This is a genomic window from Bacteroidota bacterium (genome assembly GCA_041658205.1).
GTDB lineage: Bacteria > Bacteroidota > Ignavibacteria > UBA10030 > UBA8401 > UBA8401.
On the sequence record JBBAAO010000001.1, the window covers coordinates 77,130 to 94,085 of the forward strand.

The 16,956-nt window shown below is 40.9% G+C and carries 7 protein-coding genes; all 7 read right to left on the bottom strand.

Annotation, left to right across the window (positions count from 1 at the left end):
- Positions 1 to 30 precede the first annotated feature (30 nt).
- The 7 genes from WDA22_00240 to WDA22_00270 all read right to left on the bottom strand — a co-directional run bounded on the left by WDA22_00240 (position 31) and on the right by WDA22_00270 (position 16,795).
- Complete coding sequence (locus tag WDA22_00240) at positions 31 to 1,680, bottom strand: T9SS type A sorting domain-containing protein (GenBank protein ID MFA5831878.1); 1,650 nt, start codon at positions 1,678 to 1,680, stop codon at positions 31 to 33.
- 272 nt (positions 1,681 to 1,952) lie between these two features.
- Positions 1,953 to 4,331, bottom strand: coding sequence for a T9SS type A sorting domain-containing protein (locus tag WDA22_00245; GenBank protein MFA5831879.1), 2,379 nt, complete (start codon positions 4,329 to 4,331; stop codon positions 1,953 to 1,955).
- A 60-nt stretch (positions 4,332 to 4,391) separates the two neighbouring features.
- Positions 4,392 to 6,032, bottom strand: coding sequence for a T9SS type A sorting domain-containing protein (locus WDA22_00250; protein ID MFA5831880.1), 1,641 nt, complete (start codon positions 6,030 to 6,032; stop codon positions 4,392 to 4,394).
- Between the two features lie 151 nt (positions 6,033 to 6,183).
- On the bottom strand, positions 6,184 to 9,654 hold the full coding sequence (locus WDA22_00255) for an ATP-binding protein (protein ID MFA5831881.1): 3,471 nt from the start codon (positions 9,652 to 9,654) through the stop codon (positions 6,184 to 6,186).
- 350 nt (positions 9,655 to 10,004) lie between these two features.
- Positions 10,005 to 11,867, bottom strand: a complete 1,863-nt coding sequence (locus WDA22_00260; GenBank protein MFA5831882.1) for a T9SS type A sorting domain-containing protein — start codon at positions 11,865 to 11,867, stop codon at positions 10,005 to 10,007.
- Positions 11,868 to 11,978: 111 nt separating this feature from the next.
- Positions 11,979 to 13,724: a LamG-like jellyroll fold domain-containing protein gene (locus tag WDA22_00265; GenBank protein ID MFA5831883.1), complete on the bottom strand. Its 1,746-nt coding sequence runs from the start codon at positions 13,722 to 13,724 to the stop codon at positions 11,979 to 11,981.
- Positions 13,725 to 13,804: 80 nt separating this feature from the next.
- On the bottom strand, positions 13,805 to 16,795 hold the full coding sequence (locus WDA22_00270; GenBank protein MFA5831884.1) for a right-handed parallel beta-helix repeat-containing protein: 2,991 nt from the start codon (positions 16,793 to 16,795) through the stop codon (positions 13,805 to 13,807).
- Positions 16,796 to 16,956: the final 161 nt, after the last annotated feature.

Below are 16,956 nucleotides of genomic sequence, written 5' to 3' on the forward strand. Positions count from 1 at the left end.
GACGGACTGCCGTCCGTCCCTACATTTTTTTTATCTCACCAATAACATTTTTCGAGTTTCCACAAAACTTCCCGCCTGAAGTTTGTAAAAATAAATTCCCGACGAAACATTTTTGGCGTTCCACTGCACTTCCTTCCATCCAGCAGATTGTTCCTCGTTTACGAGTGTGGCAATTTCTCTTCCAAGCAGATCGTATACGGAGAGTTTCACATTTGCGGAGGAGGGGAGAGAGTACCGAATTGTCGTTGTCGGATTGAATGGGTTGGGATAGTTTTGCGATAGTGAATATACGGTGGCGATCATTCCATCATTTTTGCAAACATCTGTTACAATTAATTTATAAGAAAGATTTATTTTGTAACCATAAGCACTAAAAGAAATCCCAGCGATATTGTATAAGCTAAAGTCTTTATTTATTGGCCTCCACGAAGAATTTTGCCATGCTTCGTGGACAACCTCTGTCAACAAATTATTTTGAATAAATTTATACATATAACGCTCGTAGTTTACCCACAATTCATTTATCCAATACTCTTCCAAATATGATAGTTGATTTCCGTTCACATCATAGGTATATATAACGCGAACAGCATTTGTCCATTGATTATTCGACCAGTTATCGCGCATTTCTAATACTAATTTGGCATTTGTATCATAAGAATAAGTTATACGATAGAACTTTATCCACAGACTGTCACTCCAAGATTCATACAATTCAGATGTTTTAATATTGCTCGCATTATATGTGTAAGTATAACGTTCATTTGGTGAGCCATCAGAATCATATTGAATAGTTAAAACATTGCTGTTTGCATCGTAAGTGTAAGTAATGAGATATTCAGAGTTATAACGAGGTGTAAAGTCCTGAAAATATTCGGTTAACATATTTCCATTTGCATCATAAGTGAAATCATATTGATAAAATTTCGTCCACTGATTATCTGACCAATATTCATGTAATATTGTAGTTATATTGCCTACTGAATCATAGGTATTGGTTACGCGAGCAGCGTTCACCCATTGGCTATTTACCCAATCCTCCCAAAATTCTGAAAGCAAATTGCCCTTTGTATCATAGAGATAGAATATCCGTAAAGTATTCTCCCATTGATTATTTATCCATCTTTCACCTAATACGGTCAGCATATTCCCACGTGTATCGTAGGTGTACGTTTGACGCCCCATATTCAGCAACTGATTATTTTGCAATACTTCAAATATATAGGTCAACATATTCCCGTTTTCATCATAGCTATAGGTTGCGTGATACGAGTTCACCCACTGATTATTATACCATCGTTGGTCTAGATACTCTAATTTCTTTCCAATTACGTTGTAAGTATACAAATACCTCGAAGTATCGGTTGTGCTACATACAATTGCAGTGTCAATGACGTATATGTTTGTTTGAGAAAAGGAATTCACATTGAAAGCATTTGATTTACGTTTTTTGATTTGTGGCACCACATGCGGCATCGGTAAATCTGCACGTAAGCGATGTTCGAACAAAAATTCATTTTCTCTGTATTGTCGCTGTGCATTGTTCTGTGGAAGGTTCTGATGAGGGTGGTCTCTCTTTTCATCAATTCGTGCTTGAACATACTCGTGCGAAATTATTTGAGCATTGAGAAAAGTAGAAACAAAAAAAGTGACCATAATGGATTGTAAAAAGTGTTTCATATATCCTCCAAAATGTTTTTACGTTATTTTATAAACTTACAAAGTTGTAGTACACTTTAGAAGTGTCCTACAACTGGCATTTCATTTCATCAATAAAATTTTCTTTGTGTTTGAATAATTTCCAGCATTCATTCTCACTAAATACATCCCGCTCGATACATCCTTAGCATTCCACTCTACTTCCTTCCATCCTGCAAATTATTTTTCGTTTTTGTAGGCACGGACGAAAGTCCGTGCCTTAGGGACGGTTGGGCGACCGTCCCTACATTTATTTATCTCACCAATAACATTTTTCGCGTTTCCACAAAACTTCCCACCTGAAGTTTGTAAAAATATATACCGCTCGAAACATCTTTTGCATTCCACTGCACTTCCTTCCATCCTGCGGATTGTTCTTCGTTCACAAGTGTTGCAATTTCTCTTCCAAGAAGATCGTAAACAACAAGTTTTACATTTGCGGAGGAGGGGAGAGCATAGCGAATTGTTGTTGATGGATTGAATGGGTTGGGATAGTTCTGTGAAAGTTCATACGAATTTTGTGAAGCAGATCGTATATCTTTTACTGATAGGGCAATGTTCGTTACTAGGAGTGTATCATATTGGGAAATGCCTTTTTTCATTGTAATGTATAACGTATCTCCTGTATCCGGAATTTTTCCGTTGTCAGGCATAATAAACGTTGTCCATGTATACCGTTCCTTATTTGCGACCTGTTCGAAGAAATAGATGTACAATCCCGTAGTATGTTCAAAAACAACCTTCACACTCTTTCCCTGAGTTACATTGAAAACCTTAAATTTTATCTCCGTCGGTATTCCTCCAAAGTAACCAAGCGAGGTATCAACGATATGGTCATAAAATATTATTTTATAATCACACGCATGTCTAAATGGTTTCATTAAATATTGCGGGTGATTAACAATATCAATTACTGAATAGAATGGGCTCCCTGAAACGGTACTCCAACGCATCACATCCTTAGTCGTAACGACATCTTCGGCAAATAATGATAACCCTTCAAAAACATCACTTTCAGTAGAAGAAGAAAACGGTACTTTTTGAATGAGATACAATCCTTCTGTCCGGTCATACACAGAAAATGTTTTGGAACCATTCACAGCGGTATCGCAGAATGAAATTGCATAGGAATGGTTGGTGGTCTGCGAAGGATCGAGAATGTTCAGCGTGATTTGTGCGCTTGTATTTTTTGGTGCAAATGAAATTTGTGAAGCGGGTAGTTTCTGTCGAGAAACTGACTTGCTAAATGGTGCTAATTCAATGGGGTAAGCAGTATTGCTATCGGTAAATTCCAGCTTTACTGTTATTGAAGAACTATTTGGAATCTTGTTAATATCGATCAGAAAATGATTTTGTACTGAATCGACGGTAAATTCTTCTGAATGAAAAAGTTTGAAATCCACACCAGTTTTATAATATGCATTTAATATTAATGTGGTATCATCAGGGTCGCCAACACGAAACGAATAGTTGAGCGTTGTACTTGAAACTGTTCCATTCAAAATGATCGCAAATGGAGTCCCGTTAATTCCGTTATCTATGTAAAAATAACTTGATTGATCTATTCCATAGATAAATCCTTCATGATTCTTTACACATACTTTCAGCAATCCGAACGCACAATCATTAAAGTTTTGTGTATCCCATTGGTAATTTCCGTTGTTGGGTTCAGCACGACTCACCAATCGCCATATTCTTCCACCGTCCGGACTGAACCAAATCTCCACACTGTCGTCAATGACAGCAGAATTCCAGTTGATTGTTTCAATGCCTTTCAGAGTCCTTCGGGTATTCAAATTTGTAATTGCAATGGCGCCTGATGTTTTTCTGTAATTGTCGAATACCCAAGGAAAGAGGAAAGTGTAATCGTATGATTCGTCCCAGATTGCGTGTCCGCCATCTTTGTATTCAGTATAAAAAAGGTCGGCATGACTCTTTACATACATCTCAATTGAGCTATCCGACTGACCAGAACAATCATTGTTGAAACAATGAGTATACACAACCGATCGTCCAGTGTTTTTGAGAGCTTCGATCATACTTCGAGACTCCGATACGGAAACAGTAGGATCTTTCGTTCCATGAAAATTCCAGATCGGAGTCTGAGCAAAAAGCGAAACTGCACTCGCATTTCCCTTTCCACACATTGGAATAGCTGCAGCAAAACGATTCGGAAATCGTCTAATCATTTCCCATGTTCCATGCCCACCCATTGAAAATCCTGTAACATATAACCGATTCGAATCGATGGTGAATTCGTGCAGAAGCGAGTCGAGTATGTTGGAAACAATGTTCGCGTTGAAAAACCAATCCTGACTGGGAGGACATTGAGGTGCAATGACAAAACACGGATACTTTGCCTGATTGACTGGATCAGCCCATGAAGTTGCCATTCGAGTAGATTGAACTTGCAAAAGGTTATCCGTGCCTCGTTGGCCGGAACCATGAAGCGTAAGAACTATTGGAAATTTTTTAGAAGTAGAATAATGATCCGGTATAAAGAGCCGGTATGGTATAGTCACACCTCTGAACGTATGTGATCGTGCGACAAACTTCATTGCGATCGGATCTTGAGCATGAATCAAATTGAAAAATGCGATAACAATGAGAATGGTAGTAACAAAAGTCCGCATAGAGCACTGCACTCACTTTCAGTTTGGTGATGAATCGATGGAAGAATCCGCACTCCGTTCTTATTTCAACAGAATACACTTTTTCATTTCGGTTACCGTTTTCTCTTTATTGTTTATATCGATTCTGTAAAAATATACGCCAGAGGCGTATCCGCCTTTGGCGGATATTCCCGACGAAACGTTATGGACGGTCCACTGCACTTCCTTCCATCCTGCAGTCTGCTCTTCGTTCACAAGCGTTTCAATTTCTCTCCCTAGCAAATCATAGACAACGAGTTTTACGTTTGCCGATGATGGAAGTGAATACCGTATTGTTGTTGACGGATTGAAGGGATTTGGATAGTTTTGATCAAGATTGAAAGATGTTGGAATTCCAGAAATATCTTCTACAGAAACGTTTATTGGAAGATCGTTTTCAACAGCGCCGATATCCGGTTTTGTCCCTGTCTCCCTCGGCCGTGCTTTAGTTAAATAATCGAACAATGGTGCGTTGAGTGTTATGTTGCCAAGTGATACGGATGAATCCCCGGCTCCTATGCATGGACTGCCAGAACTTAGATTATAGAGCGTGTCAAATGGCGCGAAACTCGGATCCGTAGAGATATTATCTGTCCCGGTCAATCCTCCATAGAAACAATTATTCGATGAATAGATCGTTCCGTTAGTTGTCGTTATCTGATTTGAAGAGAGAGGGCTCCATACAATATTATTTAAAAGTCGGACCGTGTTTGAGGAACCGGAAATTGTACCAAGATGAATAGAATATGTCGTTGCTGAATTATTGACAATCGTATTATGTATCAACCGTAGGTCACCGCCGTTCATTCGCATTGCCGATCCCCCCTGAGCCGTATTTTTCACAATAATATTGTTGATCAGTGTCAACGTTGGTTGTTGAAGGGATGGTGAATAATAATAGACTAAGATGCCACCGCCATTTAACGCGGCGATATTATGACTAATATAGTTCTGGCTGATAATAATATTGCTTCCTCCTCCAATGGACATTCCACCTCCGCTCCTGCCGCAATAATTATTGGTGATGATATTTCCGGTAATACGTCCATTCATTCCCAGAAGCATCCCGGCTCCTTCGCTATAGGTGCCATTGACGATGTTCTCAATGATGGTATTATTTTCGATTATTGCATATTTTAAGATACTATCCGATGATGATGATCCGACTTGAATTCCTCCCCCCCACGTGTTTGTAACGGAACCCGTATTGACAATTGCATTATTTCTAATAACGTTGTACGAAATCCTTGCTCCACCTGTGGTAACTACATCTACTCCGCCACCTTGCATACCATAAATATTTTCTGCAGTAACAAATCGTTTATTCCCTTTTCCTCCGGTGATGGTAAATCCCATGATCACTGCCGTTGTGTCGACATCCCCTTCAATGGTAACGACCGATCCGGAGTCAGGATGTGAAGAATTAATTCCGTTGATGATCGTATTGGCGATGTGGGATTTATTGTTATCGATGATGAAGTGACTCGTTACAACAATCTTTTTTGTAATGCGGATATTTTCGATATATGTCCCTTCAGACACCAGCACGGTATCGCCATTCACTGCAGCATTAATCGCAAGTTGAATCTTTGCAAAATCCTGTGGTACTCTTCGCGTGGTTGCTTTGGATTGTGAGATGATAAGAAACAACACGATTAGAATTGGAATAGAGATTGAACGCATAATGCCTCCTATGGTGATGGTAGTGATTGGTAATTAACTCGCCAAAATTAAAGAAAGCACGGAAATGAGTGTTAACACCAATGATGCAAACTTTACCACTGGTGATGCATTTTTCAGCGTTGAAGGGTTGAACAAAAAAGACAAAAAAGTATTATTTCTGATGATTGCGGAATTGATTAGGAGGGAGGCCGAACTGTTCTTGAAAACATTTGGCAAAATAGGAGTGGTTACTGAATCCGACAGCGTCTGCGATTTCGGCGATGGTGCCGGAATTTTTTTCGAGAAGTTCTTTTGCACGCTGTAAACGAAGATGGCGAAGGAAGTCACTTGGAGCCATGTTAGTGATCGCTTTCAATTTCCGTTGAAGTTGCGTACGGCTGAGGAAAATTTCGTGGGCAAATGTTTCAACATCAAATTCTGGTTCAGAAATATGTGCTGTAACAATTGCCGTTGATTTTTGCAGGAATATGTCGTCAAGAGATACAGCAGCGATTTCACCCGGCTTTAGTGGAACTGCTTTACCGTAGGTTTCACGAAGTATCTTTCTATTTTCCAATAAATTGTGGACACGGGTAAGAAGCTCTTGAGCATCGAACGGTTTCACCAGATAATCATCGGCTCCTGTTTTCAATCCTTTGATTTTGTCGACCTTTTCCGCTAACGCAGTCAACAGGATAATTGGAATATGACTCGTACGTTCATCGTGTTTCAAATCGCTGCAAAGTTCCCGACCATCCTTCTTTGGCATCATCACATCGCTGATGACAAGATCGGGGATTTGGAATTTTGTTTTTTGGAGCGCCTCATCACCATCTATTGCTTCAATAATATTGTAATAGGGGGAGAGCTGTGAGCGGATAAAGATCCTCGCATCTTCGCTATCCTCGGCAATCAGAATGAGCGGCTGTTCATCAGAACTGACTGGAATTTCTGAAGAGTCTTGATATGAAGATCCATTGTGTTGTTTCTCTTTCGATGCATCATTGATATTGTTCGAATCGATTTCGGAAACATCATACCCTGAAAGAGGAATTCGTACCGTTACCACTGTTCCTTTTCCCAATTCACTCTCTAGGCTGATCGATCCATGATGAATTTCAGCAAGTTCTTTGGATAATGATAAACCGATCCCGGTCCCTTCTGTTTTGTGTGTGGTATCAACGCGGTAAAAACGGTCAAAAACATGCTGCAGATGTTCCGGTGCGATCCCTTCGCCGGTATCGCCGATGAAAAGAACCAGATCACCTTTTTCCTCCTTAACACCTACCTCAATAATGCCCCCGGCTCGAGTAAATTTAATGGCGTTGGATATGCAGTTCTGCAAAATATGTTCCACCTTCTCAGCATCGATCCATCCCGTTAGTTGTTCTTGTTCCGAAATGAAACGTATGTCGATCTGTTTCTTTGCCGCGGGGCTCGAAAAATACCCCGTAATGCGGCGAAGGAGGGAAACAATTTCCAACTGTGCTACACGCAACTTAATCGTGCCGGATTCCAGCCGGGAATATTGCAGCAATAATTCAATCAGCCGCATCAATCGTTGGGCATTTCGCTGAATCAATCCAAGTTGCTCTAATCCTTCGCTGTCTTTTCTTTGATGCAGTAAAAACTCTACAGGACCAAGTATGAGTGAAAGGGGAGTGCGAAGTTCATGCGTAACATTCGCAAAAAATCTTGATTTTAACTTGTCCAATTCCTCCAGTTTTGCTGCCTGGATTTGGGTTGTTTTCACGTTATGTTCCATCAGGATTCGCTTGTTCCGTATACTTGATAGAAAAACTGTACATAGTATTACTGTTAATCCATACAATACGTATGCCCACCATTGTTGATACCAATAGGGAAGGACGGTAATGGGAATCGATACGATGTTTCCCCGTTCTCTATATTTATCTTCATCAGCAGGTTGAATAACAAAACTGTACGATCCTGGTTTCAGTCCGGTATAGGAAAGATATCGGCGATCATTTTCGACGGTGATAAATTCAAACTTTTGATCTGCCCCCATTAACCAATAATTTGTGTAGAAACCACCCTGACGCGAAAGGGGTTTCATTTTCAATTCTATTTCAAGAAAATTATCTCCCGGCGGCAATGTGATTGGTGTGATCGTTTGAAGCGAATCTGCATGGAATATATTGTCGTCATTCATAACAATTGTTGTTACAATCTTTCCGCCGCGCAGGATGTGGAAGCTGTCTACATCATAGACCTTCTGAGAAATTTGTCTGAGGAGAAATGTCAGTTTTACAAATTGACTATTTTGTATTTTAAACTCCTTCAGTAATTCTTCGGCTTCATCGGACCTATTTTCTATTGATTCAATAGCGCCAATATCAGCATGTCCTCCGGAGTGATTTGTACGATCCGATCCAAAAAAATCCGTTCTAGGGGAGATGAAGATTTCACGAAATAACCAGAATGAATCAATGGCAATCCCAATACAAGGGCTCCGTGGTGAAAGACGAAAGAGTGAATCGCCTGAAAGAAATCCTGGGTTGCGGTGAAAATTATTTCGGCCAGGAAATCCCCCTTGGATTAAATTATTTGTTACGCGTTTGTTTCCGTTCGTGGTGATCTGATCGGGAGTATTATTCCAGATGATATTGTTGAAAAGGTCGGAAATTGATTGTCCCAAATCGATGCCTCCTCCAAAGCTTCTCGCTCGGTTCCCAACGATAGTATTATTGGCAATGACGGTGTATGCGTTTGTGTAACAATATAATCCTCCTCCTCCTTCTTCGGCACGGTTATCAGAAATTATATTATTGGTGATGATGGTTCTGCCTAATTTCCCGGGAACTTTTACCACAACGATACCTGCACCAATACCTGCACTGTTATTATGTATAAAGTTGCCGTCAATAAGTACATCGATAAAATTCCCTACCGATACTCCGCCGCCAACAGCACGTTGTTGACCGCGTGAAATATTTCGTGTAATAATGTTTCTGCGAATAATTGCGCGTTGAAAAATTGAGATCCCGCCGGATTCGGCATGAAACCCCGTAACGGTATTATCCTCAATAATATTTTCTTCAATAATCAATAACGGCAGGTTGGGAAGATAATTGGTATTAATTGTTGCCAGTGCAGCACCTCCGACGCAATTCCATTGAGCGGATTTTGTAAGATGATTGTTCCGTATAATGTTGTGTGCTATTCGTGCACCAGATTCTACGATCCGGACACCAGCAGCGCTCTTCCAATACTGAAAGCCGGGAGGATCATCCGGCCAATAGTTACCCGTCCCTGATCCACCGGTAATGGTAAATCCAATCAGAACACACGATGTGTCCGTGCCATTAAAAATTGTTACGACAGAAGCTTGAGCAGCGTTTTTCGGTCTGCTGCCGTCGATAATCGTATTGGAAATGTGAGATGTATCCTTGTCGACTATGAAACGACTGGCAAGGGTGATATTTTTGTTGATAAGGATATTCTCAAAATAAATTCCATGATCAACAAGAACAGTATCACCGATCCTTGACGCATTGATTGCGGATTGTATTGTCCGATATTGTTGAGGAACGCTAAGTTGGGAAGGAACAACAATGGAGGGAAGTGTTATCAGCGACAAAAATATTACGAATGCCACCAGATGATGTTCTGTTCGATTCATTCAATATCCCCGAATGACAGAATGATAGCCGAAAGAACATACATATTTGATCTGTTGGATTCAACAATATAAAAAAGAACCAAATGATTTTATTCTTGCAGGCCGATTGTTCTTTATTCTGCACGTGCAACCTTGCGAAGGTTCCCACAAAGAAGGCGGGCAGGCCAAACCTTCGCAAGATTATGAAACTATTTCATCAACAAAATTTTCTTTGCCTCAGTAAAATTACCTGCTGTCATTCTCACCAAATACATCCCGCTCGCAATATCTTTGGCATTCCACTCCACTTCCTTCCATCCCGCCGATTGTTCTTCTTTTTTGTAGGACGGATCACCGATCCGTCCTACAGATTATTTCACCATCATCATTTTTTTCGTTTCAACAAAACTCCCTACTGACAATTTGTAAAAATAAATCCCCGACGACACGCTGCTTGCATTCCACTCCACTTCTTTCCATCCGGCAGTCTGTTCTTCGTTCACGAGTGTTGCAATCTCTCTTCCGAGAATGTCGTGTATGGTCAGCTTCACGTGCGCGGAGGAGGGGAGAGCGTACCGAATTGTTGTTGCTGGGTTGAACGGATTTGGGAAATTTTGTTCAAGAGAGAATTCTGTAGGCAGCATGTTGTCCGAAATAAAAATTCCAGTTGGTTGAATCGTGAATGAGACCGTATCGGTCCAGACTGGAATTCCTTCACTAAAAATGGTGAGGAGTAATTTTACTATTTTTGGTGAAGGACAGGCAGGATTTACTTTTACTTCTTGTCGAAATATTCCTAAACTGTCCTTGCCAGGGGGAAGGTTTCCAAAAAATATCGTTGCTGTTGTACCCAAACTAATCATAGTATCAATCTTTGTTACCATTGCCTCCACATTTTTTACCGTATCAACTGTCCCAATATTACCAAGACGAAATCTCAATCGAAAACTATCTCCCGGGTTTGGAATTGTATCGGTGGTTGTAAAAACAACATTTTTACATTTAACAGGTCCGTTGGTAAAAAAATTTTTGAGTTGCGGTAACAAATGGAAAGATCCATCAATAATGTCATCAGTCCGTATTTTAACGGTGAAACTGCTTTCTTTCTTTGGGGCAAGCAAGCGGCAGCCCCATACACTGTCGTCTGGATTTCCGTCTCCATGTAATCCGTCATTATATAAGGATATGCTATCGTATCTCACTCCTGATACATAATGTATTAACGCGCTGAGCTTGGTTGTGTGCTTTAATGGATTTGAAAGAATTACGTTGAGAAAGATGCTATCCAAATCGGGACGATAATACGAACGATCTAATTTGGCGTCGTGTGACGATGCCGTAAAGCGAGGATTTGGAATAGGAAACTGTTTGAAGAAATTCCAAATTTCTTTAGTTGCATTGATATCCCGGTTGATAGGGACAGTGCCAATAGGAGGCGCGTCTGGCCAAACATGCCGACCACCAATGACTTTGAATAGAATTACTTGCGATGTATTTGCAGATGAGCGATAAGTATACTTTTCGATTGTTGATTGATCATGGATGTCTATGTTAGGGACATACAGAGTTTCCGGAGATGATTGACAAAGGTTTTTGTTTATTAATAAATCAATTGTTTGATTTACCGAGTACCACCCAGTTTGTCCCCCATTGTAATACACCTCCTGATCATTGGTACCATGGATCAGCATAGCAGGAATTGGTTTTGGAGAATTATATGCTGCTACTGTACCAGCGGTAATAACACCACAAACAGAGGCGATTGAAGTTATACGGTTTCCCAGACGGCCTGCCAGTTTAAGACTCATAAATCCGCCGTTGGAATATCCGCACGAATAGATACGTTGAGTATCAATATTGAACCGAGATATCAATGAATCAATGATCATTGAAATGAAACCAACATCATCAGTATTGGGAGTTGGGTATTGGGGATTTTCAGAAATACCGCTGTTCCAATGTGTAAGGTCACTTGCACTTGGATATACTGTAATAAAGCCAACACTGTCGCCGAACAGATGCGTCTTAAGATAATCTCGGGTGTAAGCAGCTGTCCAATCATAAGCATGAAGATTGAAGACAACGGGCAATCCAGCCTGATCTACACGACTTTTAGGCAAATATACAAGACACTCTCTTGTGATACTTTCCCATTGAAAATACCATTTGTCCTGTGACAACAATAACGGACTGAATAAAAGAATCAATTGTATAACTTTTAGAAATTGTTTCATACTCTTTCCTTTTTTTTATTTTTTTATCATACCAATAACATCTTTCTCGTCTCATCCCCGCTATCCTTTAACTTAGCTCAGGATTCAATGGGGTCTCGAATACCGATTACCTCACTTTATAAGCATCATTCTTTTTATCTCGACAAAATTACCAGCAGTGAGTTTGTAAAAATACATTCCGCTTGCAAAGTTGATCGCGTTCCACTTCACTTCCTTCCATCCCGCAGATTGTTCTTCGTTCACCAATGTTGCAATTTCTCTTCCGAGCAGATCGTAGATTGCAAGTTTTACTTTTGCTGATGAAGGAAGAGCATAACGAATTGTTGTTGATGGGTTGAATGGGTTGGGGTAGTTTTGACTAAGACTATAGACTTTAGGTACTTCAAATTTCTCTCGCAAACCTGTTACTATAATAGCCACCTTATTACTCATTTCACTTCGATTACCGTGAATATCAACAGCCAGAAGCGAATAGTAACAATTTAAAAACGGTTTCAATATGGGTTCACGGTAGGTTGAATCTGTTATAATTGCGAATGCTGTCATCGTATCTGGATTAAAATTGGATTCAAATGAGCGGTAAATTTCGAAATGAGATAAATCCGGTTCTCTGTTGCTGTTCCAACCAATAACGACATCATTTCCTACGATACGTCCCTCTACATTTTTTGGAGGAGATGGTGATAAATTATCCACAGAATACCCGCTGTCTATGTTTGAATCATAAAAGACATTTGGATCATCAGTATGTGCAGATACTAGGAAATAATGTAATCCGTTCGTCGTCGACATGGAGTCAAATAACGTTGTGGCAGTATAGGAATACATTGCGAATTTGTGAGAAGGCTGATTGGCAATCCATTCCCAAGTATACTCTTTACCGTCGACCGTAGTGGTTCGAAATGCCATACCAGAAAACTGAGGCGTTATAACTGACAAGAATAGAATTTTATGCATTTCTGCAGGTGTTTTGTCTGTGGAGCGCCAGATGCTATAAAAAGGAAGCTTTGTCGCATTCTTATCCAGATATGTTGATTCCCAAACGAGACCTACTTTGCCTCCTTGATCATTTGGAGTATCCTTAACAGAAATGATTTGTGGTCCTATGTGCCATGGAAATTCACGATAGAGTGATTGAATTTCTGAATCCGTAAGCGCGCGGTTATATATTATGACTTCGTCAATTAGACCGCTTAGGTGCATATCATACCAATCGGGATGGTTCGCACTCATCCCAATTCTAGATTGTGCGTTCGGATCAGACCAGATTCGATTTCCACGATGTTCAGATGAAACAGCTTTTTCTCCATCCAAGACCCCGTTCACGTAGTACCGAAGGTGCTCTCCATCATATGTACCAACGACATGGTACCATACTTCAAGACTAGGCATTGGATCTACATTCTCTGCAAAAGTGTGAGGGACGACATATTCCGGCGCTGAGTCTTCCAAGGTCACCGCAAAGACTCCAGGAATCCAATACCCCCAACTTCCTCCCACATTTAAAATTATGCCATCGTGATCCATATTCATTCTTCCCTGGTCAAAGACCGTTCCGTACGTCGTATAATTTTGCATTTTTATCCAAGCAGAAATGGTGAGCGCAGACCAGCCATTAAAATTTAAACTTCCTTGATTGATTGAGACATAGGTGGTTCTATCATAGAAATGTACACTACTACCAAAGGGACTGGTGTCAAACGTAACACCATTTGAAACGATACCGTGATACCCATTCCCGGATGAATCATTTGAGTTACCGTTGAACGGATAATAGGCAACGAGTCCGGATGTAGGTATCTGACCAAACAAAAGGTTTGACAATAAAAAAATGAACAGTGGTATAATTATTTTCATGACCATCCTCTTTTCCTTGTTTTTGATCACTAGAAGGTGACAATACCTCTGCTAGCTCTTGCCACTACCAGCATCAATTATTATTTTAACATCATCATTCTTTTCGTTTCAACAAATGTGTTTGCCGTGAGTTTATAAAAATAAATCCCCGATGAAACACTATTGGCATTCCACTGCACTTCCTTCCACCCAGCAGTCTGTTCTTCGTTAACGAGTGTTGCAATCTCTCTTCCGAGAATGTCGTTAATTGTTAGTTTCACGTGTGAGGAGGAGGGGAGAGCGTACCGGATTGTTGTTGACGGGTTGAAGGGATTGGGGTAGTTTTGCGACAATGAAAAATCTATTGGAATATCTATCGACAATTCTTTTACACCTTCTACGCCTACGAAATAGTTCATTTCAGCAGCTCCTAAATCAGGATTCACTGCCGGAGAATTCGGTTGCTGAGGTCTTGGTAGATTAAAATAATCAGTGATGGGAGCATTGATTGTTACTCCTCCGAATTTTGCGCTCATTCTTCCCTTACCATTGCAGGGACTTCCAGACAAAAAATGATAGAGAGAATCATTAACTCTAAATTTAGGATTGCTGTCGATATCGTCTGTGCTGAGAGGACCGCCTGAAATAAGATTGTACGCCGTATTAAAGTTAAGGGAGTTAGGAGATATGCTTCCCAATGTATTATTCCACAGGATATTGTTTAACAAATAGCTAACAGAAGTTGAATAAAATCCATATCGGCTATTTCCAACGCTTGTGTTATTCACAATTGCTGATGGGAGCGAATTAAATACATAAATTCCGGTTCCCGAATTGTTGGCAATAATATTGTTTTGAATCAGGCTTTCACCGCTGGTCTGTAAAAGAATTCCATGGTGACGTTCATTTCCTCCGTTTCTTGCAATGAAGTTACATTCAACCACTACTCGGCAATTATCTAAGACCCAGCAGCCCGCCGAGTTTTCACCACCAGCAACATTATCTATTATGACATTGTTGCGAACGTTTGCGGTCATTCCACTCCCTCCGACCACGAACCCTGGCATGGTATTTATGACTGAATTACCCTGAATAAGATTGTTCTCAATAAAAGCAGTGTCCATTTTAGACGCTATCGTCTGCACGGCAGTATTGATTGAATACATACTTGAATTACCAAGGATCGTATTGTTGATAATCCTTCCGCTCCCTATCATGTCAATCCCGCCCCCTCCATTTTGCGTTCCTCCAATAATCGAGTTATTTGAAATGACATTCGATTCAATAATGGAGTACGTCGTGGAGCCCGGTACATCAATGTCGTACACCCCGATACCGCCGCCCCATCCTTCGGTTGCCGGCGGAAGTATCTTGAGTGTATTGCCGGTAATGATATTATGTCGGATGGTCATTCCGCCTCCATTCATTTCGATACCGGCGCATGTCAATGCAGTTGTTGATGGATTCCAATGCGGATTAACGTGTTTGTTTCCTGATCCTTTGGTAATTGTGAATCCCGTGATCAGCACGGTGGTATCAACATTTCGGATGGAGATAACAGATCCACTGTCGGGATTTGAAGGTGCGCTTCCGTCAATAATAGTCTTTGAAATATGAGAGGTATCCTTATCTATGAAGAAGAGGCTTGCGACGGTAATTTGTTTTTTTGTGATAACAAGATTCTCTGTAAATGTTCCTTCTGATACGAGAACGATCTCACCAGCGGATGCAGTATTGATCCCTTTTTGAATGGTGGGTTGGTCTTGAGGAACTCTAATTATTGTGACTCCTGGAAGTGCAATCGGTGATTCCGTTGCACCTAGATCGGGGCTGCCCCAGGATGGATTCGGTCTGAGACTTCCTGTTCGATCGGTCGATGGCGAAGTGATGAGGGTGCCTCCAAGCGTTATTGATTTAGTACCAGTACCGATTGCGGGACTCATTTTCTCTAAGCGATAGAGAGAATCGTCCGCGACGAAGAGAGGATCGGTAGAGATATTCCCAATACCGGCCAATCCACCCCTTACGCAATTGTATGCTGCTATAATCCGGGCAGTTGAATTGAATTCAACCGGACAGGAAGGATTCCAGATGATATTATTCATGAATTTGTACGAATATGAACCGCTTGCAGAGGTGAACCATAGCGCGTTTGTACTAATGTTTCCGGTAATAGTGTTATTTACGAATGTGTAATCACCAAGACCGACACGAAAGGCTGCATTCTGTGCGGCTGTATTTCCCGAGATGATATTATTATAAAATGCTGCCCGAATTGTGTATGAAGGGTCGGGCGAACTGCAGATTCCACCCGCATACAGCGAAGCAGAATTATTGACGATCAAGTTGTTACGGAATTCAATATCCGTATTCCCGATATCACTATAGATTTGTATCCCAGCCCCAATTCCAAATACCTGACCAGAACTGGTATTATTCCTCACTACATTGTTATAGAATTTTCCGTGTCCCATCAGGACTGCCCCGCCGCCTTCACCCATTAATCCCCACGACATGGCAGCACGATTATTATCAATAATTGAATTGTAGGCAATCACCCAATGTTTTGGACCGTGCGTGTATGTCGAATCGGGCCAGATATCAAGTGCGCCGCCGGCATTGATGGTTGTTTCATTACAGTCATTGTCACGAATGATATTGTGAACTATTGTTGCTCCTCCGGCGTAGATGAAAATCCCTCCGCCGCACCTCCAGATGATATCGTGATACGTCCCTTTTGTCCCACGTCCATTTTGTAACGTTAATCCTTTGATCACCGTATTTGTGTCGGTTTCAGCGAGTATGAAAATGCACGAACTCGAATCGATATTCGAAGGTGAACCTCCGTCGATGATCGTTTTTCGGATATGAGATGTATCATTATCTACGATAAATAGACTGCCAAGTACAATCTTCTTGTTGATGACAAGATTCTCGAAATATGTTCCCTCTGCTACGAGAATAGTATCTCCATTGACTGCTGCGTTGATCGCCAGCTGGATCTTAGCATAGTCCTGCGGTACTTTTAGGGTGGTGGAAAACGAACTTACCGTGAGTGTAAACAGCAACAGCAGAGTAGTTACGGAACGCATAATGCCTCCAAATAATGGTGAAATATTCTTTGTCGGTTTAATACCCCGCCGCCTGTTCGCTATAGTTGTTTGCCTTTGGCGGTGCGGACTTGCGGTGTAGAGATGTATTCAATAAAACAGCACAATAGTAACGAAAGCAGAAGAACAAGTGTTAACACTAT